16 protein-coding genes, 4 tRNA genes and 1 riboswitch are annotated in these 25,991 nt (G+C 59.2%); of the genes, 17 read left to right on the top strand and 3 right to left on the bottom strand.

The features are described 5' to 3' along the window. Window positions 1-27 precede the first annotated feature (27 nt). Together CKW17_RS27835 and argR are read left to right on the top strand one after the other, a co-directional pair. Window positions 28-792 (top strand): ABC transporter ATP-binding protein, encoded by a 765-nt coding sequence (locus CKW17_RS27835; RefSeq protein ID WP_007912705.1) that lies wholly within the window; start codon window positions 28-30, stop codon window positions 790-792. Between the two features lie 241 nt (window positions 793-1,033). Then, complete coding sequence (gene argR / locus CKW17_RS27830) at window positions 1,034-2,014, top strand: transcriptional regulator ArgR (protein WP_007912706.1); 981 nt, start codon at window positions 1,034-1,036, stop codon at window positions 2,012-2,014. A 3-nt stretch (window positions 2,015-2,017) separates the two neighbouring features. On the opposite strand, the gene CKW17_RS27825 is transcribed toward argR, so the two are convergent. Continuing rightward, entirely contained in the window at window positions 2,018-9,880 is a 7,863-nt protein-coding gene (locus CKW17_RS27825) for a dermonecrotic toxin domain-containing protein (RefSeq protein WP_095123089.1), read from the bottom strand. A 304-nt stretch (window positions 9,881-10,184) separates the two neighbouring features. Between CKW17_RS27825 and CKW17_RS27820 the strand changes: the two genes are divergently transcribed. The 7 genes from CKW17_RS27820 to astE all read left to right on the top strand — a co-directional run bounded on the left by CKW17_RS27820 (window position 10,185) and on the right by astE (window position 18,064). Then, entirely contained in the window at window positions 10,185-11,405 is a 1,221-nt protein-coding gene (locus CKW17_RS27820) for an aspartate aminotransferase family protein (RefSeq protein ID WP_053122869.1), read from the top strand. A 215-nt stretch (window positions 11,406-11,620) separates the two neighbouring features. After that, a complete protein-coding gene (aruF, locus tag CKW17_RS27815; protein ID WP_007919353.1) occupies window positions 11,621-12,640 on the top strand; it encodes an arginine/ornithine succinyltransferase subunit alpha in 1,020 nt (339 codons plus the stop codon). A 51-nt stretch (window positions 12,641-12,691) separates the two neighbouring features. Continuing rightward, on the top strand, window positions 12,692-13,717 hold the full coding sequence (gene astA, locus CKW17_RS27810; RefSeq protein ID WP_008077921.1) for an arginine N-succinyltransferase: 1,026 nt from the start codon (window positions 12,692-12,694) through the stop codon (window positions 13,715-13,717). After that, window positions 13,714-15,183 (top strand): succinylglutamate-semialdehyde dehydrogenase, encoded by a 1,470-nt coding sequence (gene astD / locus CKW17_RS27805; RefSeq protein ID WP_176470132.1) that lies wholly within the window; start codon window positions 13,714-13,716, stop codon window positions 15,181-15,183. Before astA ends, astD begins: the two co-directional genes overlap by 4 nt. 163 nt (window positions 15,184-15,346) lie before the next feature. Further along, entirely contained in the window at window positions 15,347-16,693 is a 1,347-nt protein-coding gene (astB, locus tag CKW17_RS27800; protein ID WP_095123086.1) for an N-succinylarginine dihydrolase, read from the top strand. Between the two features lie 57 nt (window positions 16,694-16,750). Then, the gene (locus CKW17_RS27795; RefSeq protein ID WP_016983958.1) at window positions 16,751-17,041 is read left to right on the top strand and encodes a hypothetical protein; all 291 of its coding nucleotides are present in this window, start codon (window positions 16,751-16,753) and stop codon (window positions 17,039-17,041) included. A 12-nt stretch (window positions 17,042-17,053) separates the two neighbouring features. Then, on the top strand, window positions 17,054-18,064 hold the full coding sequence (gene astE, locus CKW17_RS27790) for a succinylglutamate desuccinylase (RefSeq protein WP_095123085.1): 1,011 nt from the start codon (window positions 17,054-17,056) through the stop codon (window positions 18,062-18,064). A gap of 120 nt (window positions 18,065-18,184) precedes the next feature. Here the strand turns inward: astE and CKW17_RS27785 are convergent, their stop codons facing one another. Next, window positions 18,185-18,694, bottom strand: coding sequence for a 6,7-dimethyl-8-ribityllumazine synthase (locus CKW17_RS27785; protein ID WP_007919335.1), 510 nt, complete (start codon window positions 18,692-18,694; stop codon window positions 18,185-18,187). Window positions 18,695-18,795: 101 nt separating this feature from the next. After that, window positions 18,796-18,968, bottom strand: a riboswitch (FMN riboswitch). Window positions 18,969-19,243: 275 nt separating this feature from the next. On the opposite strand from CKW17_RS27785, the gene ltaE reads away from it, so the two are divergent. The 8 genes from ltaE (at window position 19,244) to CKW17_RS27745 (ending at window position 25,356) form a co-directional block, all read left to right on the top strand. Beyond that, window positions 19,244-20,248, top strand: a complete 1,005-nt coding sequence (gene ltaE, locus CKW17_RS27780; RefSeq protein WP_095123083.1) for a low-specificity L-threonine aldolase — start codon at window positions 19,244-19,246, stop codon at window positions 20,246-20,248. 146 nt (window positions 20,249-20,394) lie between these two features. Continuing rightward, window positions 20,395-23,013, top strand: coding sequence for an alanine--tRNA ligase (alaS, locus tag CKW17_RS27775; protein WP_095123081.1), 2,619 nt, complete (start codon window positions 20,395-20,397; stop codon window positions 23,011-23,013). Between the two features lie 90 nt (window positions 23,014-23,103). Then, window positions 23,104-24,345 (top strand): aspartate kinase, encoded by a 1,242-nt coding sequence (locus CKW17_RS27770; RefSeq protein WP_008086083.1) that lies wholly within the window; start codon window positions 23,104-23,106, stop codon window positions 24,343-24,345. A 187-nt stretch (window positions 24,346-24,532) separates the two neighbouring features. Beyond that, a complete protein-coding gene (gene csrA, locus CKW17_RS27765; RefSeq protein ID WP_002554426.1) occupies window positions 24,533-24,721 on the top strand; it encodes a carbon storage regulator CsrA in 189 nt (62 codons plus the stop codon). 62 nt (window positions 24,722-24,783) lie between these two features. Further along, window positions 24,784-24,874, top strand: a tRNA-Ser gene (locus CKW17_RS27760). 107 nt (window positions 24,875-24,981) lie between these two features. After that, window positions 24,982-25,058, top strand: a tRNA-Arg gene (locus CKW17_RS27755). Between the two features lie 72 nt (window positions 25,059-25,130). Continuing rightward, window positions 25,131-25,207: transfer RNA gene (locus tag CKW17_RS27750), tRNA-Arg, on the top strand. 72 nt (window positions 25,208-25,279) lie between these two features. Further along, a tRNA-Arg gene (locus CKW17_RS27745) sits at window positions 25,280-25,356 on the top strand. Window positions 25,357-25,375: 19 nt separating this feature from the next. On the opposite strand, the gene CKW17_RS27740 is transcribed toward CKW17_RS27745, so the two are convergent. After that, complete coding sequence (locus CKW17_RS27740) at window positions 25,376-25,894, bottom strand: cell envelope protein SmpA (RefSeq protein ID WP_095123080.1); 519 nt, start codon at window positions 25,892-25,894, stop codon at window positions 25,376-25,378. Between the last annotated feature and the right edge of the window lie 97 nt (window positions 25,895-25,991).

Raw genomic sequence — 25,991 nt, 5'->3', positions numbered from 1 at the left:
CTGACTGTTTTTGTGAGAACCGACCGCATGTACAAACTTGAAGTCCAAGACCTGCATAAACGCTATGGCAGTCACGAAGTGCTCAAGGGCGTGTCCCTGAAAGCGGCAGCCGGCGATGTGATCAGCATCATCGGCTCCAGTGGCTCCGGCAAAAGTACTTTCCTGCGCTGCATCAACCTGCTCGAGCAGCCGCACGCGGGCAAGATTCTGCTCAATAACGAAGAGCTGAAACTGGTGGCGAACAAGGACGGCGCGCTGAAAGCCGCTGATCCGAAGCAGCTGCAACGCATGCGTTCGCGCCTGTCGATGGTGTTCCAGCATTTCAACCTGTGGTCGCACATGACCGCGATTGAAAACATCATGGAAGCGCCGGTTCACGTGCTCGGCGTACCCAAGTACGAAGCGCGCGAAAAAGCCGAGTACTACCTGAACAAGGTCGGCGTGGCCCATCGTAAAGACGCGTTCCCGGGGCACATGTCCGGTGGCGAGCAGCAGCGTGTGGCGATTGCCCGTGCGCTGGCGATGGAACCTGAGGTAATGCTGTTCGACGAACCGACCTCGGCGCTCGACCCTGAATTGGTTGGCGACGTGTTGAAGGTGATGCAAGCACTGGCTCAGGAAGGTCGCACCATGGTTGTGGTAACCCACGAAATGGGCTTTGCCCGTGAAGTGTCGAACCAGTTGGTGTTCCTGCACAAAGGTGTGGTGGAAGAAAGCGGCAACCCGCGTGAAGTGCTGGTTAATCCGCAATCGGAACGTTTGCAACAATTCCTCTCGGGCAGCCTCAAGTAATCGCTGCCGTTATGCACCAGATTAGGTCATGCTTCGCGACCTAGAGACTGACCAACATCCCCTGTAGGAGCTGCCGCAGGCTGCGATCTTTTGACTTTGCTTTTAAGATCAAAAGATCGCAGCCTCGTTTCACTCGACAGCTCCTACAGGTGATCTGCGCCGGACTTATGATTTGTGTTCATTTACGGGCTAGCATTGGCCCATGCCTTCATCACTGTTCCTCGTTTCGGATTGCCCGCCCATGACTGCCCATCGAATTGGTTTCCTGATTTGGCCCAGCACTAAAGCGTTGACGCTGGCGCTGGCGGAGGAAGCCTTGCGTGTTGCTCAGCGGGTGCACCCGGACGTGGTTTACGAACTGTCGTTCCTGCAAGCCGAGCCTCCGGCCGAAGGCGCCTGGCAATTGCCCGGCGAGGCATGGGCGGGCAAGCTCGAAAACTTCCAGAAACTGTTCCTGCTCGCTGACGAACCGCCGACCACACTGGCGCCGGCACTCAGCAGTGCGCTCAAGCAACTGGTACGCGCAGGTACGGTCATCGGTGGTCTGTCCGCAGGTGTTTATCCGTTGGCGCAACTCGGTTTGCTCGACGGTTACCGCGCCGCCGTGCACTGGCGCTGGCAGGACGATTTCGCCGAACGCTTCCCGAAAGTCATCGCCACCAGCCATCTGTTCGACTGGGATCGCGATCGCCTGACCGCGTGTGGCGGCATGTCCGTGCTCGATCTGTTGCTGGCGGTGCTGGCTCGCGATCACGGTGCAGAACTGGCCGGCGCGGTCTCGGAAGAGCTGGTCGTTGAGCGCATCCGCGAGGGCGGCGAGCGTCAGCGCATCCCGTTGCAGAACCGTCTCGGTTCCAGTCATCCGAAGCTCACCCAGGCGGTGTTGCTGATGGAAGCCAATATCGAAGAACCGCTGACCACCGACGAAATCGCCCAACACGTGTGCGTGTCCCGTCGTCAGTTGGAACGGATCTTCAAGCAATACCTCAACCGTGTGCCGAGCCAGTACTACCTGGAACTGCGCCTGAACAAGGCCCGGCAGATGTTGATGCAGACCAGCAAGTCGATCATCCAGATCGGCCTGTCTTGTGGCTTCTCTTCGGGGCCGCATTTCTCCAGCGCCTACCGCAATTTCTTCGGTGCCACGCCGCGGGAAGATCGCAACCAGCGGCGCAGCAGCAGCCCGTTCGAATTGTCGTCGGTGCCGCCTGAGCGCGGCTAACCCTTAGTCGACGACCAGGTCAGCGGAGCTTCCAGAAGAGTCGATGTACGGCCTGGCTTCGGCGCCACTGGAAAACGAGTCGTCTTCGAACGCGTCGAATTCCTGTCGGGTTCTTCGCGTCAGCGCCAATCGCGCAGCCCTTCTGCTGTGGTAAACATTGAGGGTTTGCTGACTGGTCGGGGATAGCGGATTGCCGTTGAAGTCGAAATCGGTAGTGTCGGCGTCCATGATTTCGATGGGCAATTCGCTGATGCCGTTGTTGCCCAGGTTGGCATTATCAAGGCGCGCGCTACTGAATAAACCCGGCGGTATGTCTGTCAGTCCCGTGTTGTTCAGATCCAGTCTGGCCAGTGCCGTCATCTGACTGAGGTCGGGGACTCGGCCCAGCGTGTTGTTCCTCAAGTTGAGTCGATTGAGATTGATCATGTTGCGCAATGCATTCGCGGTGTCCTCGGTAAGGGTGACATGGCAGTCGATCAGGCTCAGTTCCGTCAGGTTTTCCATGGCTGCAACCGCGTAGGGAATGTCCCCCAGTTGGTAGCCTTCTATGGCAAGTGCGTGCAGGTTGGCAAAACGCTCGAGGAATCGACCTAGACGAGGCGATGTGAAGCTGCTGCTCGTCAGGTTCAGTGCAAGTATGTGGCTGAAGTCAGCGGACAGCGTCGGCAGCTCACCGATGATCGGCAGGTTCGAGGTGAAACTGATTTCGCTTTGACCCGCGGTGACGATTCGGCGCCAGCAATACTCCAGGCTTGTCTTGAATTGTTCCCGGCGTTCGCGCTCCTGCAGCAAGGTTTCGGGGGGCAGCGGGGCATTGCTGACGGGATCGACTGGAGTCTGTGTGGTCCAGGTTTCGAGATCACTGATCAGGGACGTCAGCTCGCCGCGTCGGCGTATCAGTTCAAGGTGCCCGTCGGCCAGTGTGCCGGGCAGGCTGTAAACCATTTCGTCGAGCCGCGAATCGGTCAGATGCGGATACAGCTCGCGGGCCAACAGGCTGTTTTCCTGCGGGACGGAAACGCCAAAATTAATGCCCTGTGCTTGCCAGTGGGTTTTTATCCGCTCGCGCATGGCCGGCGACAGTGGGTTCTGATTCAAGTCAAAACCATTGCTGGCGTCCGGGGACAGCTGAAAAAGTGCCTCTGGCAGCACGCTGATGCGGTTTTGATGAAGGATCGCGGTTTCCAGTACCGGCAATTCGAGCAGGCCGGGGGGAATCTGCTCGATCCCGGTTCTGGAGAGGTCGATGAACGTCAGTGCTTTCAATGCAGAAACGTCAGGGGTGTCGCCCAGTGGGTTGTTGTACATATCCAGCATGGTCAGTCGGGACAGCGAGGACAACGCAGCTTGCCCGGCTTCTTCCAGAGCAACGCCACAGTTGCTCAATACCAGTGTTTTCAGTTTGGGCATACGAGACAGGGCCAGGGGTACTTGACCCAAGGCAAAACCGCGCATTTCCAGTGCCTCAAGTCCGCTAAAGCAGCTCAGGAACCCCTCGGTGCCGGACAGCGCTTCGTTGCCCTGCAAGGTTAGTTGGGTGACATGGCTGAAGTCGGCCGCCAGCGTCGGCAGATCGCCGATCACCCGCAGATTGGCGTCGAACGCATTGAGCCTGAGTTCTGTTTTGCTGTTTTGTCGACTACGCCAGAAGTGTTCCAGTTGCCGACTGAACGCTCGGCGCTCAAACCGTTGCGTGGCTCGGTCAGCTGCGATCATGTTCAACCCCAAAGGGCCTGCCGGAGCACGGTCGGACCATTCGGCAAGGTCGCTGACCATCTGCGTGATTTCCATCTCCCAGTGGGCCAGTTGAGCGCTGCCGTCTGCCAGTGTTCCGGGCAATTCATAGATCACATGAGTGATATCTTCGATGTCCAGGTCAGGAAACAATTGCTGTGCGGTGGTGATGTCGGCGAGATCGGGAAGTACGCCGAAGTCGTAACCAATGGCCGCGTAGTGCGCCTTGATGCGATCACGCGTAGCGGTGGACAACGGGTTTTTGGCCAGATTGATGCCGTCAGCCAGATCGATGTCCATCGTGAAAAAGGATTCCGGCAGATCCGTGATCGCGTTGTCGTTGAGCAGCGCAGTGCGCAGGTTCGAGTGAGTGGCCAGGCCATTGGGCACGTTGGCCAGGCCGGTGTTGATCAAGCGAATATCATTGAGCATCGGCAGCCCCGCCAGATCGGGAATCTGCACCAGCGTGTTATGGCTCAGATTCAGCCGTTCAAGTTCACTCAACGATTGCAGCAACGTCTGCCCTTCAGGCGTGAAGGTGATACCGCAACTGGACAGTGTCAGCTCCCTGAGCTCTGACAGGCGCGCAAGGTTGGCCGGGACATGCCCCAGTGCGAAGTTGCGCATTTCCAGAACGTGCAGGTTGGGAAACCGGTCAATGAAGGAGGCGATCTCACCAATGGCTGGCGTGCCTATCAGATTCAGCGTTGACACATGGCTGAAGTCCGCCGTCAGCCGTGGCATGTTTCCGCTGAAGGCCAGGTTGGCGAAGAAATGATCCTCGCGCATGCTCGATGTGCTCGATCGGCTCTGCCAGAAATTCTGCAGTCGTTGAGCGAATTCCGATCGTGCCGTGTAGTTGTTGTACATCTCGATGGCATCGATCGCCGCACCGGTCACGGGATCGTGTTGCGGTACCTGAAGGGCCCATGCGCGAAGGTCGCGTTTGAGCCCTTCCAGCTCTGTTTTCCAGGTGTAGAGCTGAGTCCTGCCGTCTGCCAGGTTGCCGGGCAGGTCATAGATCACTTCACTGGCCTCGACGGTGTCGAGCGCCGGGAACAGTTCGCGCGCCAGGGTGATGTCTGCAGGATCCGCGAGTACGTCGAAATCCTGCCCGGTTCGGCGGTAGTAGGTTTTTATTCGTTCGCGGGTGGCGAGCGAGAGTTGCGGATTATCGGCCAGATCAATGCCGTCGCTGCGGTCGGCCGGGAGATCGAACAGGGCGTCGGGCATTTCGCTGATGTTGTTCTCGCTGAACAGTGCCGATCTCAGGCGGGGATGGTCGGCGATGCCGGGTGGAAGCTCGCGCAGGCCTGTATCGGAGACGTCCAGATATTTGAGCGAGGGCAGCAGATTCAGATCAAAAAAGGTTCCGAGGGGGTTACCGCGCAATTCGAGTGTCTGCAACTGGTTCATGGCGGTCAGCGCTGCCTGATTTTGCGGGGTGTTCACCACCCCGCAATCCTTCAGCCGCAATGTGACCAGTTGCTGCGCATCGATGGATGACAATGTGCCGGATTCCAGGTCAAAAAAACTCAGTTCCAGCTGGGTCAGATTCTGGAAACGTTGCAGAAAGGGCCGCAGGGCCGAAACGTTCTTGTTGCCATCGAGCAACAATTCGCCAACGTGAGCGAAGTCTGCTTCGAGCACCGGCATATCGCCGATGAACTCGACGCTCGCTTGCAGGCGACTGTTGCGCAGGCTCGGGGCTGCCGGAGATCTTTCGCGCCAGAACTGTTCCAGTTTGATGCTGAATCCTTGTCGGGCCAGGCGCTCATTTACCCGCTCGCTCATGGTCAACGCCAGGCCGGTTTCGGGGTGAACGTCAGGAACGTTATTGGTCCATTGCGCGAGGTCGTTTTGCATCTGGTGGAGTTCGGTTTCCCAGCGGGCGAGCCGGGCGCGGCCGTCAACCAGTGTTCCGGGCAATCGATAGAGCAGTTCAGTGGCGCGCTCGGTGTCGAGTACGGGAAAGAGGTTCATGGCCCGATTCAAATCGGCTCGTTCCGGCAAGATGCCGAAGTGTTTTGAGGTTCGCTGGTAGTAGATTTTCGCCCGCTCGCGGCTGACGGCAGACAAGGGATTGTTGGCAAAGCTGAAGCCATCGCTCAACACCGCAGACAGCTCGAAATAAGCCTCGGGAATGTCGACGATCCGATTGCCGTCGAACCTGCCGGTAGCCAGTCGTGGATGATTGAGCAGACCGTCCGGCAGCGTGGTGATGTTCGTGTTGTCGAGATTGATGTAGCGCAGTGAAGGTATGGCGTGCACATCGGGCGTGGCGCCCAGTCGGTTACCCTGCAGGTCCAGCACCTGCAGTTCGGACAGCGGCGAAAACAGCGAGCGGCTGTCGGCCGGCAGCGCTATGCCGCAGTTACGCACGGTCAGGTTTCGCAGGCTCGACATCGTGCTGATGGCGGGCGGCAGGTTCGGCACGTTCAGGTTCTGGATGTCCAGATACATCAGCCGCGGGAATCGCTGCAGAAACCCGTCGACGGCACCGGTGCGGGCGCTGCCATTGATGCTCAGCAAGATGACATGGCTGAAATCGGCGTTCAGCACCGGCAGATCGCCAATGATCGGGTCCCTGATCTGCAGGATGTAACCGGCAGAGCTGCGTAACTCTCTGCGCCAGCAGCGTTCGAGGTCGATCCTCAGATTCGTTCGGCTTTGCCTTGCCGCTCGCCGTTCAATCGCCGTCAAAGGAAGGCCGGTGGCGGGGTTGTTCGCCGGCACCTGCTGCTCCCACAGACGCAGATCATCTTGAAGCTGGCCGAGTTCGCCTCTCAGGCGCGCCAGTTCGTTTCTGATGGCGACCGGATCCTGGTTGAAACTGAGCGCAAAGTCCTCGGCCTCCTGGGCGGTGTAGCCGCGATAGATCACCTGAACAGGTTCCAGCGGAGCGGGTTCTGCGAGGCCGCCGGGCGGCAGATAGGCTTCAGGCAGACCAAACGTTGGCTGATGACCGCCGCGTCCCACCAGGCGCAGGGTTTCCAGCTGTGTCTCTGGCGCGGGGGGCAAAGAAATCGCCACGCGCAGATTCGCGCGATCCAGCGGTCGGGCACGTATTGCACTTTTCAATTGTGGCGCCTGGTCAATCTGCAGGTTCAGCGCCTGGCGTTCAGTGTCCGGCAGGGCGTAGAGGATGCTCGAGTAAATATCCGCGACCGCGTGCAATTGCTGGCCGCGGTCATCGAACGGCTGGTAGCGGCCATCGGTCTGCCTGACCAGGACTTTTTGCGACGGGGCATCGACACGCCCGGTGCTGTCGAGCAGTTTGCCTGCGTAGTGCTCATCGCGGATCTCGAGGCGCACGTCACCGCTCCAGCCGGGCAAGTTCCGGAGGCTGTGCAGGACCAGCGTGTCGGTGTCCGGATTGCTCGTCGAATCCAGCTCCAGTCCTTCATAAGCACGCGTGATGCGTACTTGGGCAGTGGCGATCTGGATCAGGTCTTGCTGACGCTGTGGCAACTGACCTTCGCTGATCTGCAGCAGCTCATCGCCGGTGGCGCTGTTGAGCAGTTCCTGGGTGACGGGCAGGGGCAGTGTCGATTGATGTTGCGTGATGCAGGTGATCAATGGGTCTTCGGGCGTTTCGATGGCCTGGTAGCGAGCATCGAACAACACCCCGCGCTGTGCTTTGGCGACTTGCAGCAGTTGCCGGCGCAAATTGCGGGTGCGCACCTCCAGCGACAGATCCGGCCCGGCGAATGTTTCGCCCGATAACGCTTTGGCATCCTGTTCGTTGAGCGTTTGCAGCAGCGTTTTGAGAACGTCGCCGTCGCGCAGATTGTTCAGGTGAATATCGGTCAGTGGCAAGGTCTCGTCGGTTGCAGACTGCCAAATGACGAGACCTTGCTGATCGGTCAGGCGCAGGCGTTTGCCGGCAGGCCAGCGACCGTATTCGCTGAGCAGTTGCAACTGCGTCAGCGGGTCGGCGGCACGTTGCTGTTCAGGCAGTTCGCTGGCCATCTGTTCGATAAACAGTTGAAGATCCTGGTCGATCCTGAAGCGTGTAATGCTGTCGGCCAACAATGGCGGCAACGGCGTCTGATCGACATGCATCAGGCGCAGGGCGTCATGGTCAAAGCCGCTGACCTGAAGGATGCGCTCGCGTTGAGCGGGAGTGAACGCTTCGACCGTGTGGCCGATTCGTCGCAATGCCGTAGGCGGATCCCACTCCAGCGGCTGTTCGAGCTCGGTATGCCACGCGCCGTCGCCGTTATGGCGAAGTAGCGGTTTGTAGGCATCGGGGCGGGTGGGATGGTCAATTCGATACTGACCGGGAATCTGGCCTTCGGTCACGGCAAAATGAGCTTCATCCAGTGACAGCAGTTGCTTTCCTTGATGCTGATGCAACCCGAGTCCATTCGGCGTGGATGAGTGGTCAGGTGCGGTTTTCTGTTCGTAGCGGGCCAGATCCGGTGCCCAGTAGCGGGTTTGGCCGTCGGGCATCTTCACCGGTTTGAAACGGTCGATGAAGGCGACAATCTCTTTGGGCAACACGTTGCGAAACTCGCTCACGGCAATGCCGCCACCGACGGCAAATGCGCCGAGCTGGACCGCCGACTCCAGGCAACCGAACAGATGTTCCGCCGCTTCCGTGTTTTGGCCGTGTGCCCATTCGACGATGCCTTCGAACACTTCGTCGAGAAACTGATAGGCCATGTACGCCATCATCAGTTCTCCCAGATACGGCACGAACGGCGCAATGATGAACGCAGCGGTCTGTATAACGGCCGAAGCGATGCCGACGAACGAATCCCATAGCGCCCAGCGCGCTTTTGAATCCACCGCAGCGGTGGCGACGGCAATGACTGCGGCGTCGTTAAGGATCTTGTTCAACTTGCCTTGATAAAGGTGTTCCCATAATTCGCCGCTGATCGGTGTCGGGTTCAATTGAAGTTTCGGTTTGTCCAACGGTTCGTCTCGCCAGGGCGCTTCAGAACTGCCGGCTTGCGGTGGGTGCCATGTGACCCGGCTCAGCCGCGTGTTCAGGCTGGAGAAGAAAAAGCCGCGCTGTTCATGGTTGATGAAACGACTGAAGAAGTTCTGGTAGTCGGCGGAGCGCAAGTGGCGGGTCAGCTCGACTTCAAAGGCTGCCGATGAGGCGTACTCCTTGATCGGGTGCTCAGGGTCGTTCGGCACATAGACCACCACTCGGGCCGCACTTCGCGGCTCATAGGTTGGCGGCGCAAAAAGCACAATGTCGGCCAGCGGCGCGGCCATCATCGTCAGGCTGTGGCATAACACGGAATGGCCGTTGATCCGCATATGCGGGATGCCATCGGCCAGTGCGCTGATCGTGCGAAACCAGCTGTCACTGATGTCGCCGCTCATGCGCGCAAATTGCAGGGCGGCTTTCAGTCCGGCCTGCTGGCTTTTGTCGACTTGCTGGCGCAAGGCCGCGGCGGTTTGCCCGTCGCTGATTCCGAGGTTTTCTTCCAGATAGGTCATGTATTGCGCGCCGATATCCAGCGTGCGACAGAGCCGGGTGAACGCCGGGATGCTCATCTGTTGCTTGATCCAGGGCAGGGTGTCGAATGCGTCACTCAGCGAGGGTTGAGCGGGGAGCGCCGAGTCGACGCCCTCCTCAAGGAGGGGGCGGCCATTCCGGGTGGGGAAGGTGATGTAGGTGGAGTCGGCCTCGTAGGCATCGTCCACGGTTTCCTTTTCCTCGAAGTTATGCAAAGCAGCGTCCAGCAACGACACTTTCCAGGTACGGGCGCCGGTCCTGATCGAAAACACCGGAGTGGTCACCGGGATGTACAGGTGCAGGAATGTGGTTCTGACATCCAGATCCAGATTGAACTGGGCCTTGAGCGCGGCTTTGAGCAATGGCTCGGCGAAGGCTCGGGCATCCTGCAAATGGGCCAGCCGTTGGTCGACAGCGTTTTGTGCCGACCAGTGGGCGGCATTGAGGGCTTTAAGCGCCTGATGCTGAGCGACCGGCAGCCCTTGCAGTTTCAGCGGCATCACCGGAAGTGTGTTCTTGAGGGCGTTGCGTCGGGTTGGCGAGGCGTTGCCCAGCCATTCGGGCAGGCTGTCTTTGAGATGCAGGTAATGAGCATCGGGCTGTCGGGAGTCGACGATTTGGCGGGGGGCGGTGTGCTGCTCTGCGGTCGGGTACATCGGGCCAATCCTTGGCGGTGGAAAGTGCCAAGCAAAACAGAGCAACGCACAGCGAGTGCGGTACATATTTATACCGGTGAAAGGGCATTGAGTTGATATCCTTCCCGACCTGCCGCAAATCGGCAGCGCCAGTTTAAACTGCGCCTTTGCGACGCTATATGTCGCATTGCCGTAAACCCGTGAAAATCCGGGGTTTGCGCTATAAGAAGTTGTCGCTTGGCGACAAGGCCGGGCAGAAAACTGTCCTTACAATCCCCCCATCGCTCGCCAGTTTCAGGCGGGTGGCCCTCATCAGGAGACTCCGATGTCCGTTGAGCACGCTGCGGTACAACGCGCCGATTTCGACCAGGTAATGGTTCCCAACTACGCGCCTGCCGCTTTCATTCCGGTGCGTGGCGCCGGTTCCCGCGTCTGGGATCAGGCCGGCCGTGAGCTGATCGACTTCGCCGGCGGCATCGCCGTCAACGTATTGGGCCACGCGCATCCGGCGCTGGTCGGTGCATTGACCGAGCAAGCGAACAAGCTGTGGCACGTGTCCAACGTGTTCACCAACGAACCAGCGCTGCGCCTGGCGCACAAGCTGATCGACGCCACGTTCGCCGAGCGCGTGTTCTTCTGCAACTCGGGCGCTGAAGCCAACGAGGCCGCGTTCAAGCTGGCCCGTCGTGTGGCGTTCGACCGTTTTGGCACCGAGAAGTACGAAATCATCGCCGCGCTCAACAGCTTCCACGGTCGTACCCTGTTCACCGTTAACGTCGGTGGTCAGTCGAAGTACTCCGACGGTTTCGGCCCGAAAATCACCGGCATCACCCACGTGCCTTACAACGACCTGGCAGCGCTGAAAGCCGCCGTTTCCGACAAGACCTGTGCGGTCGTGCTGGAACCGATCCAGGGCGAGGGCGGCGTGCTGCCGGCCGAACTGGCTTACCTGCAAGGTGCCCGCGAACTGTGCGACGCGAACAACGCGCTGCTGGTGTTCGACGAAGTGCAGACCGGCATGGGCCGCAGCGGCAAGCTGTTCGCTTACCAGCATTACGGCGTGACCCCGGACATCCTCACCAGCGCCAAGAGCCTGGGTGGTGGTTTCCCGATCGCGGCAATGCTGACCACCGAAGCGCTGGCCAAACATCTGGTTGTCGGCACTCACGGCACCACTTACGGCGGCAACCCGCTGGCGTGCGCGGTCGCTGAAGCGGTGATCGACGTAATCAACACCCCTGAAGTGTTGAACGGCGTGAACGCCAAGCACGACAAATTCAAAGCGCGCCTTGAGCAGATTGGCGAGAAATACGGCCTGTTCACCCAGGTGCGTGGCCTCGGTCTGCTGATCGGTTGTGTATTGAGCGAAGCCTGGAAAGGCAAGGCCAAAGACATCTTCAACGCCGCTGAAAAAGAAGGCCTGATGATTCTGCAAGCCGGTCCGGACGTGATCCGTTTTGCCCCGAGCCTGGTGGTGGAAGACGCTGATATCGATGCCGGTCTCGACCGCTTCGAACGCGCTGCCGCCGCACTGACGCAAGCCTGATAGACCCTTCGGCGCCTGGAGTTTTTCAGGCGTCGATCAAAATTTTATGCCGGACCAGATCAACTGTAGGAGTGAGCCTGCTCGCGATTGCGGTGTGTCAGTCGACTCATTGGTTTCTGACAGACCGCAATCGCGAGCAGGCTCACTCCTACATTGATCTCCATGTAGGCCCGGTTATTTCTTCTGTGAATTGATAAGAGAAAAGGAGTGACACCATGCTGGTGATGCGCCCCGCGCAAATGGCTGATCTGGGCGAGGTACAGCGTCTGGCTGCGGACAGCCCGATTGGTGTCACTTCCTTGCCGGATGACGTGGAACGTCTGAGCGACAAGATTGCCGCGAGCGAAGCTTCGTTTGCCGCCGAAGTGAGCTTCAACGGTGAAGAGAGTTATTTCTTCGTCCTCGAAGATTCCACCACTGGCAAGCTGGTCGGTTGCTCGGCCATCGTCGCTTCGGCCGGTTATTCGGAGCCGTTCTACAGCTTCCGCAACGAGACCTTCGTCCACGCCTCCCGCGAGCTGAAGATCCACAACAAGATCCACGTGCTCTCGCAGTGCCACGATCTGACCGGCAACAGTTTGTTGACCAGTTTCTACGTGCAGCGCGAGCTGGTCGGTTCGCCGTGGTCGGAACTCAATTCCCGTGGCCGTCTGCTGTTCGTCGCCAGCCACCCGGAGCGTTTTGCCGATTCGGTAGTGACCGAGATCGTCGGTTACAGCGACGAGAACGGCGACTCGCCATTCTGGGATGCGATCGGTCGCAACTTCTTCGACCTCAATTACGCCGAAGCCGAGCGCCTGTGCGGGCTGAAAAGCCGTACTTTCCTCGCCGAATTGATGCCGCATTACCCGATCTACGTGCCGTTGCTGCCGGATTCCGCCCAAGAGGCGATGGGCCAGGTGCACCCGCGTGCGCAGATCACCTTCGACATCCTGATGCGCGAAGGCTTCGAGACCGATCACTACATCGACATTTTCGACGGTGGTCCGACCCTGCATGCGCGTGTTTCGGGGATCCGTTCGATCGCCCAAAGCCGTGTGGTGCCGGTGAAGATCGGCGAGCCGGTGAAAGGTGCCGGACGCCAGTATCTGGTGGCCAACGCGCAGTTGCAGGATTACCGCGCGGTGCTGCTGGAACTGGATTACGCGCCGGGTAAACCGGTGACTCTGGATCTGGAAGCGGCCGAAGCCCTGGGCGTCGGTGAAGGTGCCAGCGTGCGCCTGGTGGCGGTTTAACGCCTTAGCGAGTTTCACGGGTGGCGAAAGCGGCCCGTTTGAGGAGATAGCATGATTGTTCGTCCCGTACGCAGCAGCGATTTAGCCGCTCTGATCGACTTGGCCCGCAGCACCGGCACCGGCCTGACCACATTGCCGGCCAACGAAGAACGTCTGGCCCATCGGGTCGGCTGGGCCGAGAAGACTTTTCGCGGTGAAGCTGGCCGTGGTGATGCGGACTACCTGTTCGTGCTCGAAGACGACGACGGTCGCGTGGTGGGGATTTCCGCCATTGCTGGCGCGGTTGGCATGCGTGAGCCTTGGTACAACTTCCGTGTCGGCCTCACTGTCAGCGCTTCGCAAGAGCTGAACATCTATCGCGAGATTCCGACGCTGTTTCTGGCCAACGACCTGACCGGTAATTCCGAATTGTGCTCGCTGTTCCTGCACGCCGATTACCGCAGCGGTCTGAACGGTCGCATGCTGTCGAAGGCGCGGATGCTGTTCATCGCTGAATTCCCTGAATTGTTCGGCAACAAGATCATCGCCGAAATGCGCGGTGTCTCCGATGACGCCGGCCGTTCGCCGTTCTGGGAAAGCCTCGGTCGGCACTTCTTCAAAATGGAATTCAGTCAGGCCGATTACCTCACCGGTGTCGGCAACAAGGCGTTCATCGCTGAACTGATGCCGAAATTTCCGCTGTACACCTGCTTCCTCTCCGAAGGCGCGCGCAGTGTCATCGGTCAGGTTCACCCGGACACTGAGCCAGCCCTGGCGATGCTCAAGGGCGAAGGTTTCAGCTATCAGGGTTACGTCGACATCTTCGACGCAGGTCCTGCCATCGAATGCGAAACCGGCAAGATCCGCGCAGTGCGTGACAGTGAAGCGCTGGTGCTGGCCGTCGGCACGCCGGGCGATGACGCGACGCCGTTCATCATCCATAACCGCAAGCGCGAAGACTGCCGCATCACCGCTGCGCCGGCGCGTCTCGCTGCCGGCACCCTGGTGGTCGATCCGCAGACCGCCAAACGTCTTCAACTCAACGCTGGCGATCAAGTGCGCGCCGTGGCGTTGTCCGCTGCACGGGAGTCGAAATAATGAATTCGCTATACATCGCAGGTGAGTGGCTGGCCGGTCAGGGCGAAGCTTTTCAATCGCTGAACCCGGTGACCCAGCAAGTGCTGTGGTCGGGGGAGGGCGCGACCACTGCTCAGGTTGAATCGGCTGTGCAGGCTGCGCGTCAGGCGTTTCCGGAGTGGGCACGTCGTTCGCTGGATGAGCGCATCAGCGTGCTTGAGGCTTTCGCCGCGTCGCTGAAAAACCACGCTGACGAACTGGCTCGCACCATTGGTGAAGAGACCGGCAAACCGTTGTGGGAATCCGCGACCGAAGTCACCAGCATGGTCAACAAGATTGCCATCTCGGTGCAGAGCTACCGTGAACGTACCGGCGAGAAGAGCGGCCCGTTGGGCGATGCCACCGCCGTGTTGCGCCATAAGCCGCACGGTGTGGTTGCGGTGTTCGGTCCTTACAACTTCCCCGGCCACCTGCCGAACGGCCACATCGTTCCGGCGCTGCTGGCGGGTAACAGCGTGCTGTTCAAGCCAAGCGAGCTGACTCCGAAAGTCGCCGAACTGACGGTCAAGTGCTGGATCGAAGCCGGTCTGCCGGCCGGCGTGCTGAACCTGCTGCAAGGCGCTCGCGAAACCGGCATCGCGCTGGCGGCGAACCCTGGCATCGATGGTTTGTTCTTCACCGGTTCGAGCCGCACCGGCAATCACCTGCACCAGCAATTTGCCGGTCGTCCGGACAAAATTCTGGCGCTGGAAATGGGCGGTAATAACCCGCTGGTGGTCGATCAGGTCGCAGATCTGGATGCGGCGGTCTACACGATCATTCAGTCGGCGTTCATCTCTGCTGGCCAGCGTTGCACCTGTGCACGCCGTTTGTTGGTGCCGCAAGGCGCGTGGGGCGACAGCCTGCTCAAGCGTCTGGTTGAAGTCAGCGCGAGCATTGAAGTCGGCGCGTTCGATCAACAACCAGCCCCATTCATGGGCTCGGTAATTTCCCTCGGCGCCGCGAAAGCGCTGATGGATGCTCAAGCACATCTGCTGGCCAATGGCGCAGTGTCATTGCTGGAGATGACTCAGCCACAGGCACAAGCTGCGTTGCTGACGCCGGGCATTGTTGACGTGACGGCGGTGGCCGATCGTCCGGACGAAGAACTGTTCGGCCCGTTGCTGCAAGTAATCCGCTACACCGATTTCGAAGCAGCGATCGCTGAGGCGAATGACACGGCTTATGGTCTGGCCGCTGGTCTGTTGTCGGATTCCGAAGCGCGCTATCAGCAGTTCTGGCTGGAAAGCCGCGCCGGCATCGTCAACTGGAACAAACAGCTGACCGGTGCTGCGAGCAGCGCGCCGTTCGGCGGTGTCGGTGCTTCGGGCAACCATCGCGCCAGTGCCTATTACGCAGCGGATTACTGCGCGTACCCGGTGGCGTCGCTGGAAACACCGAGCCTGGTGTTGCCATCGGCCCTGACGCCTGGCGTGAAAATGGCGTAACGGCCATCGCGAGCAGGCTCACTCCTACAGGATTTGTGTCGTACACAACATGTGCGTTCACCGCTCAACCTGTAGGAGTGAGCCTGCTCGCGATAGCCGCGACGCGGTCTGACTGAATTGTTACCTGAAGCCTATAACAACAGATTCTCGTGGAGCCTCGCTGATGAAATCCTATGAAGTCAATTTTGACGGTCTAGTGGGGCCGACCCATAACTACGGTGGTCTGTCCTACGGCAACGTTGCGTCCCAGAGCAACAGCCAGCAATCTTCGAACCCGAAGGAAGCGGCGCTGCAAGGTCTGGCGAAGATGAAAGCGCTGATGGAGATGGGCTTTCAGCAAGGTGTGCTGGCGCCACAGGAACGTCCGGACGTGGCCGCTCTGCGCCGCCTGGGTTTCAGCGGTACCGACGCGCAAGTCATCGAGCGCGCCGCCAAAGAAGCCATGCCGCTGCTGGTCGCCAGTTGTTCGGCGTCGAGCATGTGGGTGGCCAACGCCGCCACGGTCAGCCCGAGTGCCGACACCGCTGACGGTCGCGTGCATTTCACCGCCGCCAACCTCAACTGCAAATACCACCGCAGCATCGAGCACCCGACCACCAGCCGCGTGCTCGGTGCGATGTTCGCCAATCAGCAGCACTTCGCCCATCACGCCGCGCTGCCTGCGGTGGCGCAGTTCGGCGACGAAGGCGCGGCCAACCACACGCGTTTCTGCCGTGAGTATGGCGAGGCGGGCGTCGAGTTCTTCGTGTTCGGTCGCAGTGCCTTCGACAACCGTTTCCCGGCGCCGCAAAAGTACCCGGCGCGGCAGACCCTCGAAGCGTCGCAAGCGGTAGCGCGTCTGCACGGTCTGCGTGACGAAGGCGTGGTTTACGCCCAGCAGAACCCGAACGTGATCGATCAGGGCGTGTTCCACAACGACGTGATCGCAGTGGGTAATGGCGAGGTGCTGTTCTATCACGAGGACGCCTTCCTCGAGACCGAACAGATGCTGGCCGAACTGCAAAGCAAACTGGCCAAGGTCGGCGGCAACTTCCAGTCCGTGTGCGTGCCGCGTTCGGCGGTGACCGTGGATGACGCGGTGCGCTCGTACCTGTTCAACAGCCAATTGCTCTCGCGTCCTGATGGCTCGATGTTGCTGATCGTGCCGCAAGAGTGCCAGGCCAACGAACGCGTCTGGACTTACCTGCAAGAACTGACCAGTTCCGGCGGCCTGATCCGCGAAGTGAAAGTCTTCGATCTCAAGCAAAGCATGCAGAACGGCGGTGGCCCGGCGTGCCTGCGACTGCGCGTCGCGCTTAACGAAACCGAACTGGCGGCGGTCAACCCAGGGGTTATCATGACGCCACCGTTGTACGGTTCGTTGACCGCATGGGTTGAAAAGCACTACCGCGACCGCCTGAGCGAAACCGATCTGGCGGACCCGCAATTGCTGCTTGAATGCCGGACGGCACTGGATGAACTGACGCAAATCCTTAAACTGGGCGCGGTTTATCCATTCCAGATCAATTGATGGCCGGCGCGTTGCCTGAACGCGGCGCGCGGCTTGTCTCCCCAAGAGAGTAAAAACATGAGCGATTCCCTGCAGCTGATCCTTGAAGACACCGACGGCACGCAACTGCAAACCTCGTGCACCCGCGTCGCGGTCATGTGGCAAGGCAAAGAGCTGTGGATCCAGCAGGACGGCCGTGGCCAATTGCTGATCGGCGTGGACGTTGAAGAAGGTGACGCCGAGTACGCCAACCTGCTGCTGCGCCCATTGGCGACTAATCTGGTAAGTCTGCAACTGGAAATGGAACCGGCCGACGTCGGCGACGACGAAGACCACGTGCATGGCCCGGATTGCAACCACGACCACTAAGGAAGCCGCTCTATGCTCGCCCTCGGCAAACTGCTTGAACTGACCCTCGCCGGCCGCGAACCGGCGGAGAAGACTCAACTGACTGTCGAAGGCGTGCGGATGCGCTGGTTGAGCGAAGGTGCGCTGGAAGTCCGGCCGCCGGAAGCACGCGACAATGGCCTGGACCTGCTGCTGTCGGCAGGCATCCACGGCAACGAAACAGCGCCGATCGAGTTGCTTGATCGGCTGCTGCACGACATCGCACGCGGCGATCTGAAACCGCGCGCACGTATTCTGTTCCTGTTCGGTAACCCCGAGGCGATTCGCAAGGGCGAGCGTTTCGTCGAGCAGGACGTCAATCGGCTGTTCAACGGCCGTCATGAACAGAGCAGTGGCAGCGAAGCGCTGCGTGCCTGTGAGCTGGAGCGTCTGGCGGCGAGTTTTTTCAGCCTGCCGGATCGCCAGCGTCTGCACTACGACCTGCACACGGCGATTCGCGGTTCGAAGATCGAACAGTTTGCGCTGTATCCGTGGAAGGAAGGTCGCCAGCATTCGCGTCTTGAACTGGCGCGTTTGCGCGCTGCCGGGATGGAAGCGGTGCTGCTGCAGAACAAGCCGTCGATCGTGTTCAGCTCGTACACCTACGACAAGCTCGGTGCCGAGGCTTTCACGCTGGAACTGGGCAAGGCGCGGCCGTTCGGGCAGAACGACGGGGTCAATGTCTCGCTATTGGAGACTCGTCTGCAGCAGATCATTGAAGGCACTGAGCCGGAAATGGCTGAAGCGCAGCTGGACGGTTTGCAGCTGTTCAGCGTCGCCCGGGAAATCATCAAGCACAGCGATGCCTTTCGCTTGAACCTGCCGCAGGACATCGAGAACTTTTTCGAGTTGGAGATGGGCTACGTGCTGGCCGAAGATCTGGCCAATACCCGCTGGATCATCGAGGAGGAGGGCGCGCGGATCATATTCCCCAATCCCAAGGTCAAGAACGGCTTGCGCGCAGGCATTCTGATCGTCCCGACCAGCGACGAAAACCTCGCCTGAGGTGATGATCGTTCCCACGCTCCGCGTGGGAATGCAGCCCGGGACGCTCCGCGTCCCCAAGCGGACGCAGAGCGTCCATGAGGCATTCCCACGCAGAGCGTGGGAACGATCGTTGGAGGCTTAAACGGCTACCGCATGCGGCTCGGTGCGGCGCAGTGCGCGAACTTTGCGCAGCGTATCCGCGCAAGTCCTTGCCGCTTCCTGACCCTTGTGCACAAAGTGCTCAAAGAAGAACTTCTGATGTTCGTCGCCCGCATGGAAGTGATGCGGGGTCAGGGATACCGAGAACACCGGCACTTCGGTTTCCAGCTGCACCTGCATCAGGCCGCTGACCACCGACTGAGCGACGAACTCGTGACGGTAGATGCCGCCATCCACCACCAAGGCTGCGGCGACGATGCCGGCATAACGACCGGTCTTGGCCAGCAACTTGGCGTGCAGAGGCATTTCAAAAGCGCCGCCGACTTCGAAGATGTCGATGTCGGATTCCTGATAACCCAGGGCAATCATTTCGGCGACGAAGCCTTTACGGCTCTGGTCGACGATTTCCTTGTGCCAGCAGGCCTGGATGAACGCAACGCGCTCGCCGTGTGGGTGTTTGCTTTTGCTGTCGATAGCGGTGGGTTGCATGTTCTGACTCCTGTTTGTGTGAAAAACAGGGCGTTATGAATCGAAAGGGATTCAAGGGTGCGCACACGCACAACATCGCGCGGACGGCCCTTTGGCGTTAATCCCGTTCTCTCTTCATCCGGACTATGACCGTCGGCCCCGGGATCACACCGGGTCTGCTGACCTTGCCGTCGATCACCGCTTACTGCCGTGTTCGTCGCCAAGCGCTCGCGGGCTATGCGCATTGCGCGCAATTACCGCCGGTGGGGAATTGCACCCCGCCCTGAGAACGTTTTTGCCGCCCTTTCTCGGGCGGCGCAGCGTTTTTAACACATATTTTCCGGCCCTGCACAGAACCTGTGGGAGCGAGCCTGCTCGCGAAAGCAGTGTGTCAGTCAGCAGATGTGTCACTGACAGACTGCTTTCGCGAGCAGGCTCGCTCCCAAATGGATGGCGTGTTCTCAAGAGATAACCTGACCTTTTCGCGCCCAAGGCTTGATTAATCCTCGCGATGCCCGCAGTAATTCCACTTCGTAAAGGGATTTCCCCTGCTGATTAGAGGCCAGGTTCATGAGCGTTATCGATCTTCGCAGCGACACCGTCACCCAACCGACTCCGGCCATGCTCGACGCGATGACAGCGGCGGACACCGGCGATGACGTGTACGGCGAAGATCCGACGGTCAATCGTCTGGAAGCAGAATTGGCCAAGCGTCTGGGGTTCGCCGCCGCGTTGTTCGTGCCGACGGGCACCATGAGCAACCTGTTGGGGTTGATGGCGCACTGCGAGCGCGGCGACGAATACGTCGTGGGTCAGCAGGCGCATACCTACAAGTACGAGGGCGGTGGTGCGGCGGTGCTCGGTTCGATTCAGCCACAGCCGCTGGAAGTACAGGCGGACGGTTCGCTGGATCTCGATCAGGTCGCCGCAGCGATCAAGCCTGACGACTTCCATTTCGCCCGGACTCGTCTGCTGGCGCTGGAAAACACCATGCAAGGCAAAGTGCTGCCGCTGGAATATCTGGCCCGGGCGCGCCGCTTCACTCAAGACAATGGCTTGCAACTGCACCTCGATGGCGCGCGCCTGTACAACGCGGCGGTCAAGCTGGGTGTCGATGCCCAGGAAATCACTCAGTACTTCGATTCGGTATCGGTGTGCCTGTCCAAAGGTCTTGGCGCGCCGGTTGGCTCGGTGTTGTGTGGTTCTGAGCAACTGATCGGCAAGGCTCGCCGTCTGCGCAAAATGGTCGGCGGCGGCATGCGTCAGGCCGGGGTGTTGGCGGCGGCGGGGCTGTATGCGCTGGAACACAACGTTGAGCGTCTGGCCGACGATCACGCCAATGCGCAATTGCTCGCCGATGGCTTGCGTGAAGCAGGTTTCATCGTCGAACCCGTGCAAACCAACATGGTTTATGTGCAAATGGGCGACAAAGCCGAAGCGATCAAGGCCTTTGCCGGCGAACGCGGGATCAAATTGAGCGCCGCCGCGCGCCTGCGTATGGTCACGCACATGGACGTCAATCGCTCGCAAATCGAGCAAGTGATCGCGACATTCGTCGAGTTTTCGCGCAAGTGACAGCGTTAGCCGTCCAATTGACCGTTTCTATCGTATAAACACGCTGTACCCCGCGCGCAGGGCCGATATAATGCGGCCCTTTGCCGTCGCTTCGTCTGTTGACGTTTCGAACAGGCCTTTGGCCGCAGCCTCCGTGGAAGAACCTAATGAAAAGCGCAGAAATCCGTGAAGCCTTCCTTCGCTTCTTCGAAGAGCAAGGCCACACCCGTGTAGCCTCCAGCTCTTTGATTCCGGGCAACGACCCAACCCTGCTGTTCACTAACGCGGGGATGAACCAGTTCAAGGACTGCTTCCTGGGCCAGGAAAAACGTGCGTACACCCGTGCAACCAGCAGCCAGAAATGCGTGCGTGCCGGTGGCAAGAACAGCGACCTGGAAAACGTCGGTTATACCGCTCGTCACCACACGTTCTTCGAAATGCTCGGTAACTTCAGCTTCGGTGACTATTTCAAGAAAGACGCGATTACCTACGCGTGGACCTTCCTGACCGGCGTTCTGCAACTGCCGAAGGAAAAACTCTGGGTCACCGTCTACGCCTCCGACGACGAAGCGTATGACATCTGGACCAAAGAAATCGGTGTGCCGGTCGAGCGCATGATCCGCATCGGCGACAACAAAGGCGCGCCGTACGCCTCCGACAACTTCTGGACCATGGGCGATACCGGCCCGTGCGGCCCATGCACCGAGATTTTCTACGATCACGGCGACCACATCTGGGGCGGCCCACCGGGCTCGCCGGAAGAAGACGGCGATCGTTACATCGAGATCTGGAACAACGTGTTCATGCAGTTCAACCGCACCGCCGATGGCGTGTTGCATCCGTTGCCAGCGCCGTCGGTCGACACCGGCATGGGCCTGGAGCGGATCAGTGCGGTGATGCAGCACGTCAATTCCAACTACGACATCGACCTGTTCAAGAATCTGCTGAAGGCCTCGGCTGAAGCGATCGGTTGCGAAAATGGCGACCAGTCTTCGCTGAAAGTCGTGTCTGACCACATCCGTTCGTGCGGCTTCCTGATCGCCGACGGCGTGCTGCCGTCCAACGAAGGTCGCGGTTATGTGCTGCGCCGGATCATCCGTCGCGCCTGCCGTCACGGCAACAAGTTGGGCGCTACCGGCAGCTTCTTCTACAAAATCGTCGCGGCGCTGGTCGCCGAGATGGGCGAAGCCTTCCCGGAACTGAAGAAGCAGCAGAGCAACATCGAGCGCGTGCTCAAGGCTGAAGAAGAGCAGTTCTCCAAGACGCTGGAGCACGGCCTGAAGATTCTCGAGCAGGACCTTCTGGAACTCAAAGGCACCGTGGTGCCGGGCGACGTGGTGTTCAAACTCTACGACACCTACGGTTTCCCGATGGACCTGACCGCCGACATCGCCCGCGAGCGCAGCCTGACGGTCGACGAAGCCGGTTTCGAGCGTGAGATGGAAGCCCAGCGTGTTCGCGCGCGCTCGGCCAGCTCGTTCGGTCTGGACTACAACACCTTGGTCAAGGTTGATGTGGCCACCGAGTTCACCGGTTACAAAGACACCAGCGGTTCGGCAAAAATCGTCGCTATCTATAAAGATGGCCAGTCGGTCGACGTCTTGAATGAAGGCGAAGAGGCGGTGATCGTTCTGAATCAGACGCCATTCTACGCAGAATCCGGCGGCCAGATTGGCGACTGCGGTTATCTGCAGGCCGGCAGCGCACGTTTCGACGTACGCGACACCACCAAAACCGGCGGCGCTTTCCTGCACCACGGTGTTCTGGATTCGGGCAGCCTGACCATCGGCGCGCCAGTGGAAACCCACGTCGACGCCGAAGTGCGTCACGCGACTTCGCTGAACCACTCGGCCACCCACTTGCTGCACGCGGCACTGCGCCAGGTACTCGGCGAGCACGTTCAGCAGAAAGGTTCGTTGGTCGATAGCCAGCGTCTGCGTTTCGACTTCAGCCACTTTGAAGCGATCAAGCCTGAGCAAATCAAAGCGCTGGAAGACATCGTCAACGCCGAGATTCGCAAGAACTCTGCGGTTGAAACCGAAGAAACCGACATCGAAACCGCGAAGAACAAAGGCGCCATGGCGCTGTTCGGCGAGAAGTACGGCGACAACGTGCGCGTGCTGAGCATGGGCGGAGATTTTTCCGTCGAGCTGTGCGGCGGTATCCACGCCAACCGTACCGGCGACATCGGCCTGCTGAAAATCATCAGCGAAGGCGGTGTGGCCTCGGGCGTGCGTCGTATCGAAGCAGTCACCGGTGCTGCGGCACTGGCCTACTTGAATGCTGCAGAAGAACAACTCAAGGAAGCGGCCAGCCTGGTCAAGGGCAGCCGCGACAACCTGATCGACAAGCTGTCGGCTGTGCTGGAGCGCAACCGCCAACTGGAGAAGCAACTCGAGCAGTTGCAAGCCAAGGCGGCCAGCGCTGCGGGCGACGATCTGTCGTCCTCGGCTCTGGACGTCAAAGGCGTGAAGGTTCTGGCCGCACGTCTGGATGGTCAGGACGCCAAGGCGCTGCTGGCGCTGGTTGATCAGTTGAAGAACAAACTCGGCCGCGCAGTGATCCTGCTCGGCAGTGTCCATGAGGAAAAGGTCGTTCTGGTTGCAGGCGTAACCAAAGACCTGACTGGCCAACTCAAAGCCGGTGATTTGATGAAGCAGGCTGCTGCGGCAGTGGGCGGGAAGGGCGGTGGTCGTCCGGACATGGCGCAGGGCGGCGGTATCGACGCCGGCGCGCTGGATGGTGCATTGGCGCTGACCGTTCCATTCGTCGAGCAGGGTTTATAAGACAGTCCGTGCGGCCCGCAGTCTAGTGGCGGGCCGCGCGGCTGTTCGAGTAATTATTGGGCGCCCTTCATGGGCAGAGGCGGCTTTGAAATGGCTTTGATCGTACAGAAATTTGGAGGCACCTCGGTCGGTACTGTCGAGAGAATCGAGCAGGTCGCCGACAAGGTTAAGAAATTCCGCGATGCCGGCGATGACCTGGTGGTTGTGCTGTCTGCAATGAGCGGCGAAACCAACCGTCTGATCGATCTGGCCAAGCAAATCAGTGGCGATGGCCAACCGGTTCCGCGTGAACTGGACGTGATCGTTTCCACTGGTGAGCAGGTGACGATTGCCCTGTTGGCCATGGCGCTGATCAAGCGCGGTGTGCCAGCGGTTTCGTACACCGGTAATCAGGTGCGGATCCTGACCGACAGTGCGCACAATAAAGCGCGTATCTTGCAGATTGATGACCAGAAGATTCGTGGTGATCTGAAAGCGGGTCGCGTGGTGGTTGTCGCCGGTTTCCAGGGCGTCGACGAGCACGGCAACATCACCACCCTCGGTCGTGGCGGTTCCGACACCACCGGCGTGGCACTGGCTGCTGCGTTGAAGGCTGACGAGTGCCAGATCTACACCGACGTTGATGGTGTTTACACCACCGACCCGCGCGTTGTGCCGGTCGCTCAGCGCCTGGACAAGATCACCTTTGAAGAGATGCTGGAAATGGCCAGCCTCGGTTCCAAGGTGTTGCAGATCCGTGCGGTGGAATTCGCCGGCAAGTACAACGTTCCGCTGCGCGTACTGCACAGCTTCAAGGAGGGTCCGGGCACCCTCATTACTATTGATGAAGAGGAAACCATGGAACAGCCGATCATTTCCGGCATCGCTTTCAACCGCGATGAAGCCAAGCTGACCATCCGTGGCGTGCCAGACACCCCGGGCGTGGCGTTCAAGATTCTCGGCCCGATCAGTGCCGCGAACATCGAAGTCGACATGATCGTGCAGAACGTTGCGCACGATAACACCACCGACTTCACCTTCACCGTGCACCGCAACGACTACCAGGCCGCACAGACTGTGCTGGAAAACACCGCTCGCGAGATCGGTGCCCGTGAAGTGGTTGGCGACACCAAGATTGCCAAGGTCTCGATCGTCGGCGTCGGCATGCGTTCCCACGCAGGCGTGGCCAGCCGCATGTTCGAATCCCTGGCAAAAGAAAGCATCAACATCCAGATGATCTCGACTTCGGAAATCAAGGTTTCCGTGGTCATCGAAGAGAAGTACCTGGAACTGGCCGTGCGCGCCCTGCACACGGCTTTCGAACTGGATGCTCCGGCCCGTCAGGGCGAGTAATTCCGTTTCTTGAAGGGCGCGGTCTGACCGCGCCCTTTATTTTTTGAATGGCGCGAGCCCTCAACTGTTCTTTTGCTCGCGCTGGTCAATACTCAGGCATGTAGGGCTACGATCGCTCCGGTTGTAGGTCGGGTGCCTTTTTTTTGCAGACTGTTGTCCCTGAACTGAATTGCGTGAGGAGAAAGGTATGCTGATTCTGACTCGTCGGTGCGCAGAAAGCCTGATTATCGGTGATGGCGAAATCACCGTGACTGTGCTCGGCGTTAAAGGAAACCAAGTGCGTATCGGCGTCAACGCCCCGAAAGAGGTTGCCGTGCACCGTGAGGAAATTTACCTGCGTATAAAGAAAGAGAAGGACGAAGAACCAAGCCATTAATTTTTATCGATTTTTATGTTTGCAAACGGGGAAAAGGTTGGTTAAGATACGCCCCGTGTTGCGGAGAGCTGGCCGAGTGGCCGAAGGCGCTCCCCTGCTAAGGGAGTACACCTCAAAAGGGTGTCGGGGGTTCGAATCCCCCGTTCTCCGCCATTATTTGCTTAGTACGTCGTAATCTGGCTTTTTCTGTAAGTTGTTGAAATTAATAGAAAAAGTGGTTGGAATAGAGATTAGACGGGCTATAATGCGGCGCAACAAATGCACTCGTAGCTCAGCTGGATAGAGTACTCGGCTACGAACCGAGCGGTCACAGGTTCGAATCCTGTCGAGTGCACCATTTAAGAGTTAGTTACAGCAATGTAAATAACTTGGCTTCAACCAGGTGTGATCTGGTCTAACAAACACAAATGCACTCGTAGCTCAGCTGGATAGAGTACTCGGCTACGAACCGAGCGGTCACAGGTTCGAATCCTGTCGAGTGCACCATTTAAGAGTTAGTTGCAGCAATGTGAATAACTTGGTTTCAGCCAGTTGTGGTCTGGTCTAAAAACACAAATTGCACTCGTAGCTCAGCTGGATAGAGTACTCGGCTACGAACCGAGCGGTCACAGGTTCGAATCCTGTCGAGTGCACCATATACCGAAAAGCCCGCGTTTAACGCGGGCTTTTTGCTGTCCGGGATTTGGCTTTTCCTTTCACGCAGCCCCTCTCATCAAAATCGACTTGAGCACTTCGGCCTCGCTTGAGGTCATAGCGATAGCTCGTCGTCGATGTCCGAATATTCACCTTGTCCGGCTTGCCCAGTGCGCTTTCGACATCCTGCTGAGTCATCCCGGCAATCACGCGTTGATTGATGATTGCTTCGCGACGTTGTCTGGCATCGATCAGGTTTCCACACGGGTCTTCGGCGGTGCCAGCAACGCCAGGTTCGCGTCCTTTGATTTTCATGCCGGATATTTCTTCGTGGTTGTGCTCCGGCATCACCGCCACAACCGACCCGGGCATATAAGGATGGACTGCCTGCACGGACAGCTGTTCGCCGCTCGCGCAGCTCATGCTGGTGAAGGTGATGCTACCGTCGATAGCTTCGCAGCGATGAAGGGTGGCAGCGCCCTCGGCAGGCGGGAGGAAAAGCAGGCAGGTGAGTAAAGGCAATGATGATTTCAATGGCATTCGACGTCCTCCATGACGATCTACGCTAAAGGGTAGTCGCTACATTTTTCACTGCCGGTGTGTTTTCTTTTCAGGATGAGTCGTCGCATTTGCACGG

Origin of the sequence: Pseudomonas sp. Irchel s3f10, from assembly GCF_900187515.1 — a bacterium.
Taxonomy (GTDB): Bacteria; Pseudomonadota; Gammaproteobacteria; order Pseudomonadales; family Pseudomonadaceae; genus Aquipseudomonas; species Aquipseudomonas tensinigenes.
The sequence above is the reverse complement of the archived record's forward strand: the minus strand, read 5'-3'. Positions and strand labels throughout refer to the sequence as shown.